Annotated in this window: 15 protein-coding genes, 1 tRNA gene and 2 pseudogenes; 3 read left to right on the top strand and 15 right to left on the bottom strand. The window is 52.2% G+C overall.

Going from position 1 to position 18,348, the window contains the following annotated elements:
• Nucleotides 1-548: IS110 family transposase (locus tag H7F11_RS14000; protein ID WP_193658207.1), on the top strand; the 548-nt coding region annotated here is incomplete at its 5' end.
• Between the two features lie 322 nt (nucleotides 549-870).
• Nucleotides 871-2,274 (top strand): transposase, encoded by a 1,404-nt coding sequence (locus tag H7F11_RS14005; protein ID WP_227485523.1) that lies wholly within the window; start codon nucleotides 871-873, stop codon nucleotides 2,272-2,274.
• 540 nt (nucleotides 2,275-2,814) lie between these two features.
• Here the strand turns inward: H7F11_RS14005 and H7F11_RS14015 are convergent.
• Genes H7F11_RS14015 through H7F11_RS14065 form a run of 11 tightly spaced genes read right to left on the bottom strand, consistent with a single transcriptional unit; the run spans nucleotide 2,815 to nucleotide 13,197 of the window.
• Nucleotides 2,815-4,443 carry a gamma-glutamyltransferase family protein gene (locus tag H7F11_RS14015; RefSeq protein WP_193651425.1) on the bottom strand — a complete coding sequence of 543 codons (1,629 nt, stop codon included), beginning with the start codon at nucleotides 4,441-4,443 and terminating at the stop codon, nucleotides 2,815-2,817.
• A complete protein-coding gene (locus tag H7F11_RS14020) occupies nucleotides 4,440-5,051 on the bottom strand; it encodes a nucleotidyltransferase family protein (RefSeq protein ID WP_193651424.1) in 612 nt (203 codons plus the stop codon). Before H7F11_RS14020 ends, H7F11_RS14015 begins: the two co-directional genes overlap by 4 nt.
• 6 nt (nucleotides 5,052-5,057) lie before the next feature.
• Nucleotides 5,058-5,444 carry an oxalurate catabolism protein HpxZ gene (gene hpxZ / locus H7F11_RS14025; RefSeq protein WP_193651423.1) on the bottom strand — a complete coding sequence of 129 codons (387 nt, stop codon included), beginning with the start codon at nucleotides 5,442-5,444 and terminating at the stop codon, nucleotides 5,058-5,060.
• 12 nt (nucleotides 5,445-5,456) lie between these two features.
• Nucleotides 5,457-6,854 (bottom strand): AtzE family amidohydrolase, encoded by a 1,398-nt coding sequence (locus H7F11_RS14030; protein WP_193651422.1) that lies wholly within the window; start codon nucleotides 6,852-6,854, stop codon nucleotides 5,457-5,459.
• Nucleotides 6,851-7,051 (bottom strand): AtzG-like protein, encoded by a 201-nt coding sequence (locus tag H7F11_RS14035; protein ID WP_193651421.1) that lies wholly within the window; start codon nucleotides 7,049-7,051, stop codon nucleotides 6,851-6,853. The genes H7F11_RS14030 and H7F11_RS14035 overlap by 4 nt, the downstream gene beginning before the upstream one ends.
• Nucleotides 7,039-7,986, bottom strand: coding sequence for an XdhC family protein (locus tag H7F11_RS14040; RefSeq protein ID WP_193651420.1), 948 nt, complete (start codon nucleotides 7,984-7,986; stop codon nucleotides 7,039-7,041). The genes H7F11_RS14035 and H7F11_RS14040 overlap by 13 nt, the downstream gene beginning before the upstream one ends.
• Nucleotides 7,983-9,056, bottom strand: coding sequence for a ring-opening amidohydrolase (locus H7F11_RS14045; protein WP_193651419.1), 1,074 nt, complete (start codon nucleotides 9,054-9,056; stop codon nucleotides 7,983-7,985). The genes H7F11_RS14040 and H7F11_RS14045 overlap by 4 nt, the downstream gene beginning before the upstream one ends.
• A gap of 16 nt (nucleotides 9,057-9,072) precedes the next feature.
• Entirely contained in the window at nucleotides 9,073-9,651 is a 579-nt protein-coding gene (locus tag H7F11_RS14050; RefSeq protein ID WP_193651418.1) for an ureidoglycolate lyase, read from the bottom strand.
• 21 nt (nucleotides 9,652-9,672) lie between these two features.
• Nucleotides 9,673-10,524, bottom strand: coding sequence for an FAD binding domain-containing protein (locus H7F11_RS14055; protein WP_193651417.1), 852 nt, complete (start codon nucleotides 10,522-10,524; stop codon nucleotides 9,673-9,675).
• Nucleotides 10,517-10,975: a (2Fe-2S)-binding protein gene (locus tag H7F11_RS14060; protein WP_193651416.1), complete on the bottom strand. Its 459-nt coding sequence runs from the start codon at nucleotides 10,973-10,975 to the stop codon at nucleotides 10,517-10,519. Before H7F11_RS14060 ends, H7F11_RS14055 begins: the two co-directional genes overlap by 8 nt.
• Entirely contained in the window at nucleotides 10,966-13,197 is a 2,232-nt protein-coding gene (locus H7F11_RS14065; protein WP_193651415.1) for a xanthine dehydrogenase family protein molybdopterin-binding subunit, read from the bottom strand. Before H7F11_RS14065 ends, H7F11_RS14060 begins: the two co-directional genes overlap by 10 nt.
• A gap of 297 nt (nucleotides 13,198-13,494) precedes the next feature.
• Here H7F11_RS14065 and H7F11_RS14070 point away from each other — a divergent pair.
• Nucleotides 13,495-14,082 (top strand): annotated as a pseudogene (locus H7F11_RS14070) (transposase); the annotation flags it as partial.
• Between the two features lie 467 nt (nucleotides 14,083-14,549).
• On the opposite strand, the pseudogene H7F11_RS14075 reads toward H7F11_RS14070, so the two are convergent.
• The 4 genes and pseudogenes from H7F11_RS14075 to pabB form a co-directional block, all read right to left on the bottom strand.
• Nucleotides 14,550-15,102, bottom strand: a pseudogene (locus tag H7F11_RS14075) (IS630 family transposase); the annotation flags it as partial.
• Nucleotides 15,103-15,626: 524 nt separating this feature from the next.
• Nucleotides 15,627-15,702, bottom strand: a tRNA-Thr gene (locus H7F11_RS14080).
• A gap of 191 nt (nucleotides 15,703-15,893) precedes the next feature.
• Nucleotides 15,894-16,859: a lysylphosphatidylglycerol synthase transmembrane domain-containing protein gene (locus H7F11_RS14085; RefSeq protein ID WP_193651049.1), complete on the bottom strand. Its 966-nt coding sequence runs from the start codon at nucleotides 16,857-16,859 to the stop codon at nucleotides 15,894-15,896.
• Nucleotides 16,860-16,893: 34 nt separating this feature from the next.
• A complete protein-coding gene (gene pabB, locus H7F11_RS14090; protein ID WP_193651048.1) occupies nucleotides 16,894-18,285 on the bottom strand; it encodes an aminodeoxychorismate synthase component I in 1,392 nt (463 codons plus the stop codon).
• Nucleotides 18,286-18,348 lie beyond the last annotated feature (63 nt).

Consider the following 18,348-nt stretch of genomic DNA (forward strand, 5'->3'; position numbering starts at 1 on the left):
CGGATGCATTGGCCGATCTGGAAGAATTCCTATCGCCCATGTTCCTGGACACTGTTCGCCAGCAATTAAAACGGCTTGAACAGATGGACAAGGATATTGCGGATATCGAAAAGTGTTTGGCGCTGTGGAAGAAAGATCAGGAAGCGGTGAAGCGATTGATGGCGATTCCCAGCGTGGGACTGCTCACGGCAACCGGCAACATCGCCACCGTGGGCGATATGGAATCCTTTCGGTCGGGGCGGGAGTTTGCGGCTTTTCTGGGATTGGTTCCCCGCCAGAGTGGGACCGGTGGCAAGGTTCGGTTGCTGGGCATCAGTAAACGTGGAGACAGCTATCTGCGAAAGCTGCTCACCCACGGAGCGCGGGCAGTGGTGAATTTCCAGATCAAGAACCGAAATCCCTGGATGGACAAGCTGCTCTGCCGACGGCCCCACAACGTGGTTGTCGTGGCACAGGCCAACAAGATGGCCCGAACCATCTGGGCACTACTGGTGAAAAATACAGAATATGTGGCAAGTCACACAATAAATGCGGCTTCCATATCGTAATGGTTACAGAATTGTTGAAGTTCAACAAAAGGCGTTGCGCAGGCTGATAAACGATTGATGGCAAAACAGGTCAGACCACGGAAGAGAGAGCCTGGTAGCTCTACTTGTCCTTCGAGGACGTAAGATAGATAAGGACTTTTCCGGCGGATTCCATCGGGGCCAGCAGGCTTATTATCCTGCATCAAAGGCCGGATATAAGACAGCAACACGACCTCAATATGTCAGACATCAAAATCATCTTGCGAACATGGAGGCATCCATATAAGACACCCTGGGCGGTCGTATTCAGGTATCCTGGGACCAGGAATCTGCGGCAACGCCCATGGGCCAGATGGTGTTTTTTGCCGCCTATCTGGAGACCACGGGTCTGTTTGACACTTGGGTGGAAGAGAGTCCCTTGCACTACACCAGCCCCAATGCCCCACAGAAACGGGACGTGCTGGGGACCTTGTTCCTCTCTATTCTGGCGGGTCACCGCCGCTATGCCCACGTCACGGCGTTACGCAGTGATGGCGTGAGTCCCAATATTCTGGGGATGGGCAAGATCGTCAGTGAAGATGCCCTACGCCGGGCGTTAGGCAAAATCCCCGAAGCCGAAGGAACGGAATGGATGCGCAAGCATCTGTTCAAAAGCGTGGTGGCCGCCTGCCAGACCCCCTGGATTCTGGATATCGATACGACCGTCAAGCCCCTGTTCGGGCATCAGGAAGGCGCGGAAGTGGGTTACAATCCGCATAAGCCCGGACGACCGTCCCATGCGTATCACGCCTACTGGATGGGCAATCTGCGTCTGCTGCTCGATGTGGAAGTCACGGCGGGGAATACCACCGCGTCCAATCATGCCCAGCCCGGCTTGAATCGCGTCCTGGATGCCCTGCGTGCTGAACAGCGTCCCTATCTGGTCCGTGGCGACTGCGGCTTTGGCAATGACGCCGTGATTCGGGAAATGGAGTCCCGGCAGCAACCGTACCTGTTCAAATTGCGCCAGTCCCCGCGTGTGAAGCGCCTGCTACAGCGCGTTTTTACCCGCCGGGACTGGATACATGCGGGACAAGGCTGGGAAGGCCGTGAGGATACGATCCAATTGGCGGGTTGGGCGCAAAGTCGTCGGGTCGTCATTCTGCGGCGCTTGCTGAAGGAAAACCTGATCGCCACCCAGGAACAGCGCGGTCAACTGGCCTTTGCCTTTGTGGACCGACGCCAGACCAAGGTCTATGAATATGCCGTCTTGGTGACCGATCTCTCCGAAGGCGTTTTGAGTGTCGCACAGCTGTATCGTGACCGGGCAGATGCTGAGAACGGCTTTGACGAACTCAAGAATCAATGGGGATGGGGTGGCTACACCACCCGGGATCTGGCGCGTTGCCGACTTTCTGCGCGCGCCGTGGGGCTGATCTACAACTGGTGGAGCTGGTATACCCGGCTGGCCTTCCCGGAAATGCGGAAGGAGGCTATCACCAGTCGCCCATTACTGTTGTCCGCCATCGGCCGGAGCACCAAACACGCGGGACAGACCCATCTGTATTTGATCCCGATGCACGCCGCACAAAAAAAGATCGAACGCGGAATCGAAAATATTTGCAATGGGTTAAAGACCATCCAGCAGACTGCGGAGCGGTTGCTGGGAGCAAATCCTTGGGACCTTCTTGTCAGCTACATCGTCGCCCAAATTACCCAAAAACCATGGGTGCCACCCGGGGCTTTCCCAGCCCTTGTCGGACCGTAACTGCTTTTTCTAGGTTCATGCGCCAGTTGGTCATCCAGTGCCGCTTCGGGAATCTCCGTCCGTTGCCAGCCCTGGTCCGGGATCTCGATACCATAGTCCTTGACGGCAACACCACGGTCGAGGCCGGTGAGGGCGACGAGATGCCGAAGTCCCAGATCCTGCCGTCCACGGGCTTTCTCTATCGATCCCGTCTGGTAGACTGTCTGCACCAGCTTTTTACCAACCCATATCGCGAAATATGAATCATTTTTGTTGAAATATTGGGTTCATTAGCGAAATACCGAGGCTCTCAATGGCGAACTATCCAACCGCTGATTTCTAATGAAAATTGGCTAATCAAAAGCGCTGTTTCACCCTCGAAAAGGGGCAGATCAGGGCCGTAACACGGAAAATCATTGAAAAACAGCCTTAAAAATACCGTTTACTACAAAATCCGTAGGGAAACGTCTTGAATTCTGATTTTTTGGGTAACATTCGTCAGAAAGGCGAGTTTTTCGAGCTATCCTGAGAAAGGTGCGCGTGTGCTTTCCTTAGAAAATATCACCCAACACCCACCACACCACCATCACTACGCGGATCCGCTGCCGCAGCAAAATTGGATCCCAAGCCGCTCCGTAATCCGACTATCCCGGCGTGACCCATGACATCGCTATAATCAGGCACCCAGGACAGCGAATGCCCCCAACGCTGTAAATCGGCATACACCTGCTTGGAGTATCGATGTTCCAGCCGCAGCCCCGCGCTGCGCTCACCCCAGGTTCGGCCGTAAAGCCAACGCGGACTGGCAACTGCATCTTCCAGCGATAAGCCAAAGTGTTTGGCACGCATGAGGATGGCGGCTTGCGTCTGGGGCTGCCCGTCCCCCCCCATGCTGCCATAGGCCATTTGCACCCGCCCATTTTCTGCATACATGGCTGGATTCAGGGTATGAAAAGGACGCTTACCTGGTTCAAGGCCATTAATTTGTTCCTTTTTTAACGAAAAAGCGCAACCCCGGTTATTCCAGATCACACCGGTGTCGCCCGCCATTACGCCACAACCAAATTCATGATAAAGACTTTGGATCACACTGACCGTACGACCTGCAGCATCGGCAACCCCAAACCATACCGTATCCCCATCGCCAATACCGATATCTGGAGTCGGCAGGACACGACCTGGCTGAATAAGGGCAGCAATATCCGACAAAAAATCTTCCTGCAATAACTTCCGCAAATCAAAATCATGAAAATAAGGGTCAGCCACCACTTGATCCCGCCACCGAAACACTTGCTTGGTAATTTCCACGTTGTAATGAATAAAATCTGCAGACAGATGATCTCCCAGGTGCGCTTTTAAGCGGTCAAGAACTGACAAAATCATCAATGAAGCCACTCCTTGAGTCGGTGCAGGGAAATTGATGGCTTCACCATCGCCAAAAGCAACACGTAATGGTTCTACCCAATCTGTCTTGAAGGCAGACATATCTGCTTCGGTCAAAAGACTTCCAGCGGCGCGCAACCCCCTGATCATGGTTTCCGCCAATTCTCCCTGATAAAAACTGTCCGCCCCTTCTTTTGCGAGGGTTTTCAGGGTTTCGCCCAGTGCGCCTTGTATCCACAGGGTACCGGCTAAGGGGACCTCGCCACTGGGCAAATATTGCTGTCCAAAGCCTGGTTGCTCTCGCAACTCCGGTGCAAAACGCGCCAAAGTCGTACTTTGATTCGGACTGATCGGAAATCCGCGTGCTGCATGCAGGTAAGCGGCCTCCAGTAAATCCCCCCAGGACAATGTCCCATGCCAGGTATCTTGCGAAAATGCATAGGCGGATCCCCATCCGGCCACGGCACCAGGAACCGTCAGTGCAGACCGGCCACCCCGAAATGGGATTTCGTGCAGATGACCATCCAGAAAAGTCGCTGTTGAATAATGCTGGCCAGCCGGACCGGCCGCAGCCAAGCCCTGCACAGTTTCTGCATTGCCGTCAGAAATCAGCCAGAATGCATCTCCACCTAAACCATTCATATGGGGATAGACCACGGCCAGTGTGGAGCCCACGGCTATGGCGGCTTCAATGGCGTTACCGCCGCAGCGCAGGATATTGGCACCCGCTTCGGCAGCGAGGAAATGAGGGGCGCTGACGATGCCGGCAGAGGCTTGCGCAAAAAGCGGGAGTACAGTGCGGGTCATGGTAACCTCCTGGCCCGGATATGGGCAGAATGCCATTCCCTTTGCGTATTCAGATCAGAAAATGAATAATGCTTGCGGCCTGTTAGGCGGATATAGCGACCTGAAGGTAGGAGCCTGAGTTGCTCATCCAAACGAGCATCCTTGCTCCACCAGGATAAACCCGAAAGCTGCCGGACCCAACTTGCAGACAGTATCAAAGGATGTCCCCCTCGCCCATGAATATTCACCAAACTGGCCGCAGCAACCAACTTATTCTGCATAACACGCCGCAAACGATGTAAATCAAACAACGAAGGCAGAACCGTATCGGTTTGCACCAACAAAAGAGGTCCGCGCAAACCCTGCAAAGCCCGTTGCAATGTACTAAAGGGTCCGCAACTGGCCTTGAAATGGTGACGATAGCTTACCCGACGATGGAGACAATGATGCATGCGTCGCGGGCGATAGCCGGTAACCACCGTAACCGGCGCAAAACCTGCGTCTCTGAGCCGGTCTACCTGACGGTCCACCCAGCTACGGGGATCATCACCCGGGATTTTCCGGCAAGCCTTATGTAAAGGACCTGAGCGCAGGGAACGCCCACCGGCCAAAATGACTGCCGCTGCCAAATGTTTCTATCCTTTTTTGGGCATCAGACTGACGTGGGCAGCCACCACCCGCCATCCTTCCGGGGTCCGCAACCAGGTCTGACTTTGCCGGCCATGTACCTGATCACGACGAAATTCGGTGTTTGCGGTGGCAAAATCTTTTCCATAAGTAGTTATGATGGTATTCACCAATTCTCTATTTAATTTTGAACCTGGACGAGAGGCCCGAAAATCGGCAATGGCTGCGTAGCCATATAAATTTTCCGCCACACCATAACGCAGGGTATGTTCACTATTCCAAAATAACTCATCCAATACGGCCACGTCGTTCTCCACCAAAGCTTTTTCATAGCGGAGAAAGACTTCCTGCACTTCTTTCAATACTTCCGGCGCATTGATCTCGGCATAACTCATGGATATTTCCTTCTATTTTTGTGGAAGAGGACTGGTGAAACCGGACAATTCAAGATATCTGGCCACTCTCAAGGCCTTCGCTTCTTGCCAGGGCGCAGCAACAATCTGAACGCCAATAGGCATGGTGCCGACTGAGGCAACCGGCACAACCACTACCGGCAGACCAATGAATGAAAAGGGCTGGGTATACAGACCCAAATGGGGGCGCACTAGCATGGTCTCACCATCCAGTTCCATGCTTCTCTGCCCGATTGACGGTGCTGTCATTGGCGTGGCAGGGGCAATCAGCAAGTCATGTTTTGCAAAAATCTTTTGCAGCTCCGCACGGTAGTAGCTGCGAAAACGCTGGGCCTGAATTACCCAGGAAGCGGGCAACAAGGTGCCTGCGAGCATACGATCACGAACATCTGGATCATAATCGCCTGCATAACGACGCAAGCGTTCCAGGTGCAAATTACTGCTTTCGGCATTGGTAATCAGGTAAGCTGCAGCACGCGCTTGAGCCGCCCCGACAATTTCAACCTCTTCATTCAAACCCAGGCAATCTGCCACCTTCTGGATGGCCAGCTCCGCCTCTGTGCTGGCCTGTTTTCGGAAATATCCTCCCGCAATGGCGATTTTCAGTTGGGCAACGCCTTCATCCAACGCGCTGCTCACCGGTTCCCGGTCTCTTTGCACAGATGCGGGGTCTTTGTGATCGTACCCCTGCAACACCTCATAAACCCTGGCCAGATCGGTCACGCTCCGTGCCATGGGGCCGACATGATCCAGACTGGGGCAGAATGGAAAAGTCCCCGCACGAGACAGGCGGCCATAGGTTGGTTTGAGACCAAAAATTCCGCACAATGACGAAGGTACCCGGATTGAACCGTTGGTGTCCGAACCCAGAGCGATTGGGACCATTCCCCCGGCTACGGCTGCACCACTTCCGCCACTGGAGCCACCGGTCATCCGAGAATCATCATGGGGATTTCTGGATGGCCCATAATGGATATTTTCACCGGTAAAATCATAGGCATATTCACCCATGTTGAGTGCCCCAAGCAGCACTGCACCCGCACTATTCATACGTTGAACCAGGGTGGCATCCAGGCTTGCCGGATCATCCTGACGGTTGATTTTGGAACCCGCCAAGGTGACTTCCCCTTCCACATCAAACAGATTTTTAACCGCAAAAGGGACACCGGCCAAGGCACCAGGGTCTTCGCCTCGGGCAATCTTCCGGTCTATTTGTTCAGCCTCATGGCGAGCCCTTGCTTCTGTAATCTGGGTAAAGGCATTGAGTTGCGGATTTTGGGCATGTATATACCGCAAGGATTTATCAACAACGTCAACAGCTCGCCATTCACCAAGGCGGACTTTGCGGGCAATTTCCCCAGCTTCCGTGAACACCTGAAATGAATTGCTCATGGACGGAACACCGGCGCCAAATCCTCAGTCATAGCGAGCGGATAAGTCTCCAGAATGCCCGCCAGTCGCGCACTGATCATGAAATAGTTGCGAATCTCCGGGAGCCACGCTGCATCAACGGTCAGATCCATGGTTTCAAAAACAATCTGCATATACTGCTCGGCCATGGCATCGCTCATGGGCTTTAAAACTGGCATGGATTGGCTCCTTTTTGGCGTAGCTGTAGTAATTCCGCCAGAATGCTGACGGCAATTTCCGAAGGTTTTTTACCCATTCCCGGCAGGCCCATGGGCATGTGCAAGCACTCCGGAATCTGATGTCCCGAACGAATGAGTTGGTTCTGAAAACGGGCGCACTTGGACTTGCTGGCTATGACGCCCAGATATGTCAGTGGTTGATTCAAAAAATGTTCAAGCAAGGCATAATCCTGAGCATGACTATAAGTCATGATCAAAACAATATCTGAATGTGGCAGTTCCCGAAAACTCTCCGGGGTGCAGTTTTTTTTCAGGGTTATTTCTTCCGGGAAAGCTTCAGGAACTGCCCAATCCGATCGATCATCAAAAACAGTAATCCGGAAATCCAGTCCAACCGCAAGTTTGGCGAAAGCCCGTCCCACATGTCCGGCGCCAAAAACCCATACGGACTGTTGCTGGACAGAAGGAAGGAAAAAATAAGCGCCATCTTCAGAGAAACCTGGGTGATAAATATTCTCCAGCAAATTCCAGGCAACGGAATCACCCAGACGCTTCCCATGCTGGGTTATCCCGGCTATCAAATGCAAAAAACCCCGCTCATCCACCTGATAAACGCGAGCAGCCCCGGGATCATAGAGATCTAAAAAAAAGGGTGGAACATCAACTAAGGCAATGGCAACACGCCCCCCACAACATTGATCCTCTTTGGTACCCAGAACAAATTCCAGACGCGCGGGCCAGTTGTCGTTACCACGAAGGTGGTTCAAAACACTGTATTCCATCTGTCCACCACCCACTGTACCCAACAAAGCATCATCGCCGCACAAAGCGAGACTTCCGCCTATTGCCGTAGGCGCCGAGCCCTTCACGTCAACAACCAAGGCTTCGCAAGTAACCCGCGACGGTTTTTGGGAGAGGGCAGGCAGGGCGCTCATGGGGCTACTCCAATGATGGCAAGCGGACCACCTCCCTGGGGTCCCTGATGCTCAGCACGCGTGGAAACATACACCCCGGTGTCTCCCAATACACCGGCCAACTGGGCGGCAACAATGCAGCGGGAATAGCGCATATCCGAAATATCTGCATCAGTCCACATGGTATGACGGCGTTGCCGAATTTGATTACCGGGATGCGCATCCGATTTGGCAAAAACGCCTAGAATCTTCTCGGAATCATGCGCAGTAAGCTGACCATGTTGAGGTTTTAAATCCAGATGTTCCAGCACTGAATAGATTCCCGGAACATCAATAATATCTTTCATCACCCCATGGGCGATATGCAGATTCCCTTCCCAATAATCCGAGTTTGCAAAAAGCACGATCTCGGAGCGGGACAGCAACGGTTTCGCAGAAACACTGGCACGCGTGGAAAACAGAGACCAATCACTATTAATCACTGCATCGTTCAATTGCGATTCACCAACTTCCCCAAGCGCCAGAGCCACGCCCAGGGCGGAAGCGCCCCGTGACCAGGCCATGTCACAGCGTAGATTCGGGTGCGGCAAGGAAACTGGAGGAATTGCTCCTTTGATCTGAACCAGATGTACGTCTTCTGCGGCAACCTGCAGCTTCTGCATAAGGCTCTTCACAGTCCGGGCAGTTTCCAGAATCATGGGCATGCGTCCCACTTCATCTGCCATAAAAGGCCTGGTAAATCCCGTTGCCAAGGCCAGACGCTTGGAGGGATATTTTTTGGCCGAAGCCGTGCCTGATACCGTAAATACCAGGATGTGCGGGGCAGTTACCCCTTCACTACCGCCGGAAAAAGATAACACAATTCTTTCTTCGACAGCCTCTGGAGAACACTCCAGAAATGGCGCCAACAGATGACTCAGCGCCATAATTGCCAGATTACGGGTAAAATCATTTATCCCGCCATTTCCCTCGGTTTTACCAATGATGGCAACAATATCCTTGGGGATTATTTCCCCACGGGCTATAGCCTCCGCCAATCCGGATACATCTGCCGGTCCACTGATGAAAAATCGAGACAAGTCAGTGCGCATTCCGTCTTACCTCAACTTAAAATGGCACTTTCAAAATCCGCCCAGTACGACGAAAAATATCAATTTTGTACACATCTCCCGCATCCATTTCATCTGCAGCTTCCGCATTAGCCAATGCCTCCACCACCTCATCAGAATTCATGGTCAACACGGTTACTGGATCCACAATTGCCATGGGGAAATCATGCCAGGTACCTGCATGAATCATGACACCTTGACCTGCTGGCACTCTAAAGGCACAAACATCTTCAAGCCGGGGGACATTTTGTCCGGATTCCTGATTGGGCTTTCCTAACACCATGGCAAAGGGTGATGTGCCCAGTCCAACAAAAATCTGCGTCATATTCAAATGACGCTCCAGCCAGGTAATTTCCGGGCTGCGATGTGAAATTCGTGCAGTGCGGACCACCGCTTTCCCGGTATATTCAAAATCCAGATTCTGACCTTCCTCGACACTCCCTTTATAAAAGGGAATAGTCAGCCCTGGACGATAGACGCTTTCCGTAATCATCACGCCATAATCTTTAAAATTCTCAGGAGTAGCATCTACAAAAGGAACTTCCATAACTACACCTTCATCTATTTGAACACTCATGATCGATTTCCTTTCTATCAGTTACTGAGCACAATGAATAGCTTCCCAAACCAGGCGGGAGGCCACTTCCAGGCGATATCCGGCAGTTGAACGAATATCATCGACAGGCTTGATATCGCTGGACACTTTTTCACGAATCATGGACTCATGAATATTACTTATACGTTTACCGCTTAAATATTCACTCACATTCGGCAATACACAGGGCGTCGCCGCCACGCTGGACAAGCCGAAGCGCGCAGCAATAATTCCTTGGTTTTCGGCAAAATGAATCCATGCTGCAATACCCACTTTAGCGATTGCCTGGGCTGCGCGTGTGCCCACTTTGCGATAGTATACCCGTGAACCAGCTGGTAAATATGGAATATGAATGGCCTGAAGTAGTTCATGGGTAGCCAGGTCAGTTTGTCGATAACCCAGATGAAATTGTTCGTAAGGCAACAACCGCGTGCCATTTGGTCCGGCAATCTCAATACGGGCGGCATAGGCCAGCAACACGGGAGCATTATCGGCTGCGGGTGAGGCATTACATAAATTTCCGCCCAAAGTCGCACGATTCTGAATGGGTGCGGCACCGGTAACAGCTGCTGAAGCAGCTAACATCGGCCAGTGTTTTTGCACTTCCGGGTGCCTTCGCAACACACTCAGCGTCACTCCCGCGCCAATACGAATACCTTCTGTCGTCACTTCTACTGTTTTCAGTTCCGGGATGGCACTCAAATCCAGCCAAACAGCAATATCGCGTGGAGCACTCAACTGCTGCGCCACCATGACATCAGTACCGCCAGAAATAATTTGATACTGTTCAGCTGGCAGTTCTGCAAGCAGCTGCAGTGCCTCATTCATATGCCGGGGACGCAGCCATTCAGCCATGCGTGTCTCCCGTTGACGCTTGAGTAACCGCCTCATAAATGCGTCCATAACCTGTACAACGACATAAATTACCGCTCAGCCCCCAGCGTATTTCGTCTATTGTCGGCTGGGGATGTTCGGCCAATAAGGCTGTAGCGGCCAGGATCATGCCTGGGGTGCAGATTCCGCACTGGGCGGCGGCACAGTCATGAAAAGCCTGGATCAGCGTGCTGTCACCTGGTACTCCCTCAATAGTGACAATCTCAGCGCCATCCATTTGTCCCAGAGGAATTAAGCAACTATTGACCACCTGACCATTGACCAATACCGCACAGGCCCCGCACTCCCCTTCTCCACAGCCTTCCTTGGCCCCTTTCAGGCCCAATTCAACTCGTAGCACATCCAGAAGGCGACTTGCTGGCGGTGCCTGCACCTGAACCTCCTGACCATTAATCTGCATTTTTACTGACATTGGGAACCTCTTTGCGCACGACTCAAGTCCAACAGAAGCTCAGGCATGGCCGGGATCTGAGCAACGTCGATTTTCAACGCTTGTTGAATGGCATTCACGATAGCCGGGGCAGGACCATCCATAGGCAGCTCTCCGACACCTTTGGCCCCCTTGGGACCGGCACCCAAGCCCTTCTCCATCAGGACTATCTGTAATGGTCCGATATCTGCAGTGGTTGGTATGATGTAATTGGTCAAGCGGTCATTGGCCATCACGCCGAATGGATTCCAGAGCACATTTTCATAAAGCGCGTAACCAATGCCTTGTACCACCCCCCCTTCAATCTGCCCCTGCACAATTTGGGGGTGTACGGCATGTCCAATTTCCTGGGCAGCCGTAAAATTCAGTACGCGGGTTTCCAAAGTCAATTTGTCCACTTCTACCTCGGCAATATATGCTGCCCAGGCATAGCTGGCGTAGGCCCTTCCTGTGAAAGACTTTTCATCCCAGAGCATATCCACTGGCGGTTGATAACTGGCGCTGACCAACAAATCTTTACCAGACTCCTGCATGCGCAAACAGACAGCATTAAATTCCGCTGGCGTAAAAGTCTGGGCAAGACCGCCCTCATCTCTTAACTTTTGTAATAAGCGTTGTGCTGCTTTTTCAATCAGATCACCAACGACCATACAGGTCCGCGAGGCGACAGTAGGGCCAGAATTTGGCACCCTGGCCGTATCTGTTTGCGCGAGGTGCACCTGCTCCAGGGGTAACTTCAGTGCATCAGCAGCAATCTGTACCAGAGTGGTCGCTGCACCCTGTCCCATTTCGGTGTTTGAGCAAAGAATTTCTACCTGACCATCAGCATGTGCCTGGAGAAACACTTGCGAGGCCAGGTACAATTCTCCGTTACCCGTAAAGCCGGCCCCATGGGCAAAAGTCGCCAAGCCAATGCCACGAAGTGTATCGTGTGGTGCTGCGTTCCAAACCCGAAATGCATCCTGTCGTTCATAATAATGGCTTACTCTGAGTGCCTCATCGAGAATTTCTTGCGCAAAACAGTCTTCTCCTACCAAGTCGCCGGTCGGACTGACATCACCACGGTGCAGCAAATTTTTCTGCCGTAACTCAGCCGGATCCATATTGAGCTTGGCAGCCAGGCGATCCATTGCCACTTCCAGTGCAAAAATGCTTTGTGGTGCGCCAAAACCCCGGAATGCCCCAAAGGGTGGGTGATTTGTCGCCACTGCGCGGCCTCTGACGCGGATATTGGCGCAGCGATACGGTCCCGGGGCATGAATAACCCCCCGAGACAGAACGACAGGACTCAGGGTACGGTAGGCACCGCCATCAATGGCAAAATCCATATCAATAAACTGGAGCTCACCCTCACTATTCGCACCAAGACGGACCAGACTGCGGGACGGATGGCGTTTGGGGGTTACGCGCAGATCCTCACCACGTTCGTAAATCAGCTTTACCGGTAGCCCTCCGGCCTTGAGCGCGAGCAAGGCGGCGTGGCAAGCAATCATGGAGGGATAATCTTCTTTACCGCCAAAAGCGCCACCGGTCGTGCTTTGTACGACTTGCAACCTGTTCTTGTCCAAGCCCGTGCACTGCTCCAAGGCATCCAGCACATAGTAGGGACACTGCATGGAACCCTCTATTCTGAGCACGCCATCTTCCTGGAGAACAGCAATCATTCCTTGCGGTTCAATGTAGAGTTGTTCCTGCGATGGCGTCAGCAAACGCTCTACAATCAGACACTCCGCATTTTTTTGTGCCTGTTCAACATCGCCCTTATTCAGGAGATAGTCCGTATAAACATTGCCTGGAATGATGGTGCTTTCTGCACCCAATGCTTCGTCAATATCAAAAATAGGATGGGCCAAGGGGGTCTCGCGGACATGAACGTGGCGTAAAGCCGTTTCAAGCATGCACGGATCAGAGTGGGCCAGCAAAGCCAAAGGTTCTCCGGCGTGACGAAACACCCGATCCACCAGCACAGGCTGGTCGTTTTCCAGCATTTTAATGGCATTAAGACCAGGTATATCCTGTGCTGTCACCACGACAAAAGGTGTCCAATCAAAGGTCGGATCAAAAGTCAGTTCTTCAACAACACCACCAGCACATGAACTGCGTATTGTCGAAGCATGAATTACCCCGTTTAAAGGAATATCATCCACATAAAGGGCCTTACCGGTAATTTTGGGCAAGCCATCCACACGTTGAGGATAGATCATATGACCAGACTCACTACCAGATTCTTTTAAAGTTCTTAAGCATAACATTGCTCCTGAATCCGCAAGAGGCCTTTGCCAATTAATCCTTAAATTCATTCAAGCACCTAGACGCATAAAGATTTTATTTATGATTAGTATAATTAAATTTCACGTTCATATAAAATGATTTTTTCTTTTTCATCTCAAGACAAAAAAGCAACGCTCCAGAATAAAAATCCCCGCAGCCGCTTTGATAGATTTCACTGCAAGCATCGTCGAATCAGACCCGAAGAGATTGAAAGAAATGGGATATGATCAATGAAGTCCAGAAAGACCGCGATCAAAACCGACCTGTTTGCCGCAGACCTACACCATCAGAAACTGGATCAGTTGGGAGATCCGCTTCTACTCATTGGCGCCTGTATCGACTTTACGGCACTGGCAGCACAGGTGGATGGATGCAGCGCCTCGACCGGTGAGTCCCCAGGGTGGCCCGCCCGCCTTATCCCACTGAAGTCATGGTGCGAATTCTGGCCTTGAAACGCCTGTATAATCTTTCGGATGAACAGCTGGAATACCAGCTTCTGGATCGCCACAGCTATCAACGCTTCTGCGGCCTACTGGATGCCGCGCACCTGACTGACCGCACGACCATCTGGCATTTTGAGAACCGCATCAGAGTAGGCGGTGCTGAAGCCCTGTTTGCAGCGGTGGAGCAACAAATTCTACAGCACGGTTATCTGGCGCGAAGGGGTATGATCATTGATGCCACCCTGGTTCCTGCACTCAAGCAGCATTTTACCCGGGAAGACAAAGAACAGATCAGAGAAAAGGCCATACCCGCTGACTGGAGCCCTGCGAAAACGTCGCCAGTATGATCTGGAGACGACCTGGACGAAGAAGCATCCAGAGAAAGGCACCGCCGGTCAACATCAATAGAAGCGGCAATACCTGTTGCGTCGGCCCGTAACCCCGCTTGCTGCCCGGCTTGGGCATTTCCTGTTCCAGCCAGAGATGCACACCCAGTCCCTGAATAAATTCGCCATGGAGAACAAGTCCAGATTGTGCCGTCATGGGCTCATCTGTTGCAGCCAGCTTGAAAGGGAGCACGGTTCGTGCCATTTTTGTTATCGGATCCTCATGTCAGTCTCCCGGTAGGTGATTCTTTTGGTCGAGAGCATAATACCGGAAAACCATACAGTTCGGGTCCTTCCACCTGCCTTCGCCTTACTCAATCGCGGAATTAGGGTAATCAGGAAAGATTATACAGATTATACAGATTATACAAAGAGCTGCAAGAAGAAGAGGGCTTTGTCATCGGATGCGACCGAGTGGCGAGGTTAAGGTAGGAAATGGGTATTCAGTGCAAACTGCTAGTGTAGTGTTGCATTCTGTTTGCTGCTTAAGTGGCTGTTGGCGCGAATGACCTTTTGCAGGATGTCGCGGGCGGTTTTGGTCCAGATGAAAGGTTTGGGATGGGTGTTGTGGTGGTCGATGTACCCCTCAATGGCCTGGATGAGTTCGGAGACACTGGTGAACACCCCACGACGTAACCGCTGGGTCGTGATATCCCGAAAGAAACGCTCGACCATGTTGAGCCAGGATGCCGAAGTGGGCGTAAAGTGCATGTGAATACGCGGGTGCTTGTCGAGCCACGCCTGTACTACCGGGCGTTTATGGGTCGCATAGTTGTCGGCGATCAAATGCAGAGCCTTGTCCTTGGGCGTCTGCCGATCAATTTTCTTCAGGAACTTCAGCCATTCCACATGGGTATGGCGCTGTTGACACTGTCCGATGACCTGATCATCCAGCACGTTGAGTGCGGCAAACAAGGTCGTGGTACCATTACGCTTGTAGTCGTGGGTCATCGTTTCTGCGCGGCCCTTTTTGAGGGGGGAGTCCCGGTTGGGTCCGGTCCAAGACTCGACTCCATTCATACCCTCAACATGGAGCCATTTTATCCTCATTAACCTTAAGGTTCACCAAGAATGCAACACTACACTAGGTGGATCAGGACAATCAGATCATTGCTGTCTCGCTGATACCGGCATCAATCGAAAGCCTCCAAGACATAATTTTCCTGAGGCAATGAGAAGAAAAAGCTTAAAGAAAATGACCTGTCGGCATGACTAGAGCCCCGCCAAACGACGACAGAAAGATTCCGATGCGACCTGGACGGAAAAGCGTTCATGGATTCGAAATGTCTATCAGAGTGAATTGCTCGAGCATAAGCTAATGCGAAGACTGGTGACCGATACGGTCAGTGTGCATGGCAGTCAATATCGGCATAACCGAGCATACTTCATTCCCTTATTCGACTATCTATCGGAAATTCGCAAGGTGATTTACCCCACCAACGCTATTGAATCCGTCAAAATGAATAACCGCTTCCATTCTACTACCAACCATCAAGGCTCACTTGGGGGAAAATCCTAACTGACTGTTTTATTTGGTGCTGGCGAGAGGAATCGAACCCCTGACCTACTGATTACAAATCAGTAGCTCTACCGACTGAGCTACGCCAGCTTGTACATACTTGACCATCAATCTGGTCATTATATCTTGATGCCATTACATGTGGCAACGCGTCAACAACAGACAAATTATGCAACCGTATTTTATCACGCAAGTAGATTATAACAATTTGATTTTATTTATTTTTATGTAGATATTAATATTGAAGAGATAACAAATCGAGCCTCTCAATGAACTCTGGCCTAAGCCTGCAGATCCGGCGGTGCTTCATGATGACGGTGTAATCCTATCCACAACAAGGCACCCGGCAGACTGGTCAGGACCATGGTGAAGCCGAGCAACAGGGAAAGCGCCAAAGCCTGATCATGCCCCATGTGCAAATAGCCCAGATAGAAAACCATCAGGCCTTCTCGCAGCCCCCAACCGGCAAAGGATATGGGCAGGGCCAGAAACAGACTGATTACCGGCCACACTACCCAGAGTGCCACGGCGTCCGGGGCCTCACCCAGAGCATGGGCGAGCAACCAGAAGGTCAGAACCGATATGCACTGAATCGTAAAAGACAGAACAATGGTCGCGCTCAATGCCAGACGATGGCGCAGCAGTGCGCTCATCCCCAACCGAATATCATGAAGCTTGTCGCCGAGTTTTCCCGAAATTTTTTCGAGAAAATTCAGTAGCGGGCTTAAAATAAGAAGAACAATAAGTGCATAGGCAAAAAGCAGAATCCCGATGGTCCAACCCATTTGCGGGAGCAGCCCCACCCTTGCTCCACCCAGAGCAAAGACGACCGCCGCAATGATAATCAAAGCCCCCATCCCCATAAAGCGGTCACCAAAAACTGCTGCGAGCGCCAGCGGCATGGAACCGGTTTGATGACGGGTGTACCAGGCACGAATCACATCACCGGAAACCGCCCCCGGCAATACCTGATTAAAATAGGCACCAACCCAATTCAGCCGCAACAACCAGAGGATGGGCGCCGTACGTTCCATAGCCAGGAGAATAATACGCCAGCGAATAACCGATACCGATAAATTCAGGGCATAGGAGGCCATGGCCGCGACAAACCACCAGGGCCGCATTTCTGCAAAACGTTGACTGAGCGACGGCCAGTTGGTGTTATGCAAAAGCCAGAACAGAACGCCAATGGTAAAAACAATTTGTAGCAGCAGTTGCCATCGGGTGTGGAGTTTTTTTCGGGACATGCCTGACTTTCAAAAGCGATCTATGGGTCGGACTCTATGCGAGACCAGCCAGTGCTGCAAGTTCCCGATGGAACAACGCCACCTTGTCCAGGCTTTCCTGATACTCCGCAGTAGCCACAGAGTCCGAGACAATGCCTCCGCCCCCCCAGAACTGCAGTTCTCCCTGGCTGGCCGTGATGGTACGGATGGCGATATTCATATCCATTCTTCCACTGCGGTCGATATAACCGATGCTGCCACAATAAAGGCCGCGCGATGCGGCTTCGAGTTCATGGATGATTTCCATGGCACGACGCTTGGGCGCACCCGTGATGGACCCTCCCGGAAAGCAGGCAGCCAATGCGTGAAGGGGGTCCAATCCATCCTGTAACTGGGCTTCCACAACACTGACCAGATGATGGACCTGGGCGTTGGATTCCAGACCACAAAGCTGGGTCACCTGCACGGAACCCGTTTCCGCCACCTTACCCAGATCATTGCGCAGTAAATCCACAATCATCACGTTTTCCGCACGATCTTTAGGACTGCTCAGCAGGTCTTCGGCCAGTTGGGCATCCTGCAATGCGTCTGCAGAGCGGGGACGGGTGCCTTTGATGGGGCGAACCTGCATTTGTCCCTGCCGGACCTGCAGCAATCTCTCTGGGGAAAAGCTCAATGCACTCCCCCAAGGAAAGTGCAGATAAGCCGAAAAAGCTGCAGGATTCATTGATCGCATCCGCTGATACAAATACCAGGGCGAGCCACTATAGGCGGCAGAAAACTTTTGTGCCAGATTGATCTGGTAACAATCACCGGCGTGAATATAAGCTTCCACCTGACGAAAAGCCTGGTCATATTGGGTAGGAGACCATTGCGCTTGCACGGCTCCGTGCGTCTGGGACATCGGCCATAGGGCAGACTCCTGGACTGCTGCCAATCGGGCTTCCCATTGTAAACGTACACTGGCCATCTGATCTTCCGGGGCAAGCAGCCAGGAACAAGACTCCAGATGGTCAACCATGAAGGCCGTATCGTAAACGCCAAAAGCCGCTTCTGGCCAGAAAGTCGTCTCGGGCATTGCGAGCCCCTGCTCCGCCAAAGCAAAATCATAAGCCAGATAACCCAGCACCCCGCCGGAAAAGGGCAGATCTTCGTCCTGAGGCAACTGCGTTGCAGGCAGATTGGCGAGACTTTCCCGCAAGACCTGCCACAATGAAGATGTCGAAAGCTGTGCGGGCTGATTGCCATCGGCCACCCACAATTGTCCTTGATGCTGCCAGATACGGCGACGCGGTTGCGTCACCATAATGCTGTATCTCCCCTGCCCTGGCGTCCGGGCACTACTATCCAGCCACTGCGACCAATCTGTTTCGGCAAGACTTGCAAATACCTTCTCAAGACGATCGGGATAGGCCAAAGCACAGCAAACCAAGGGAGACAGCGTCATGATCCTGCCAAAAATCCTGCCAAATAGAGCTTTGTAGCATAAGCGATGAAAAGCCCTTTGCCC

Origin of the sequence: Acidithiobacillus sp. HP-2 (assembly GCF_015100155.1) — a bacterium.
GTDB lineage: Bacteria > Pseudomonadota > Gammaproteobacteria > Acidithiobacillales > Acidithiobacillaceae > Acidithiobacillus.

Bases quoted from the DNA above. Each gene is read 5' to 3' on its own strand.
- H7F11_RS14085 (WP_193651049.1), bottom strand. From the start codon at position 16,859: ATGTCCCGAAAAAAACTCCACACCCGATGGCAACTGCTGCTACAAATT.
- H7F11_RS14065 (WP_193651415.1), bottom strand. From the start codon at position 13,197: ATGATCTATCCTCAACGTGTGGATGGCTTGCCCAAAATTACCGGTAAG.
- H7F11_RS14030 (WP_193651422.1), bottom strand. From the start codon at position 6,854: ATGAGCAATTCATTTCAGGTGTTCACGGAAGCTGGGGAAATTGCCCGC.
- H7F11_RS14055 (WP_193651417.1), bottom strand. From the start codon at position 10,524: ATGGCTGAATGGCTGCGTCCCCGGCATATGAATGAGGCACTGCAGCTG.
- H7F11_RS14040 (WP_193651420.1), bottom strand. From the start codon at position 7,986: ATGAGCGCCCTGCCTGCCCTCTCCCAAAAACCGTCGCGGGTTACTTGC.
- H7F11_RS14035 (WP_193651421.1), bottom strand. From the start codon at position 7,051: ATGCCAGTTTTAAAGCCCATGAGCGATGCCATGGCCGAGCAGTATATG.
- hpxZ (WP_193651423.1), bottom strand. From the start codon at position 5,444: ATGAGTTATGCCGAGATCAATGCGCCGGAAGTATTGAAAGAAGTGCAG.
- H7F11_RS14045 (WP_193651419.1), bottom strand. From the start codon at position 9,056: ATGCGCACTGACTTGTCTCGATTTTTCATCAGTGGACCGGCAGATGTA.
- pabB (WP_193651048.1), bottom strand. From the start codon at position 18,285: ATGACGCTGTCTCCCTTGGTTTGCTGTGCTTTGGCCTATCCCGATCGT.
- H7F11_RS14060 (WP_193651416.1), bottom strand. From the start codon at position 10,975: ATGTCAGTAAAAATGCAGATTAATGGTCAGGAGGTTCAGGTGCAGGCA.
- H7F11_RS14005 (WP_227485523.1), top strand. From the start codon at position 871: ATGGGCCAGATGGTGTTTTTTGCCGCCTATCTGGAGACCACGGGTCTG.
- H7F11_RS14050 (WP_193651418.1), bottom strand. From the start codon at position 9,651: ATGAGTGTTCAAATAGATGAAGGTGTAGTTATGGAAGTTCCTTTTGTA.
- H7F11_RS14015 (WP_193651425.1), bottom strand. From the start codon at position 4,443: ATGACCCGCACTGTACTCCCGCTTTTTGCGCAAGCCTCTGCCGGCATC.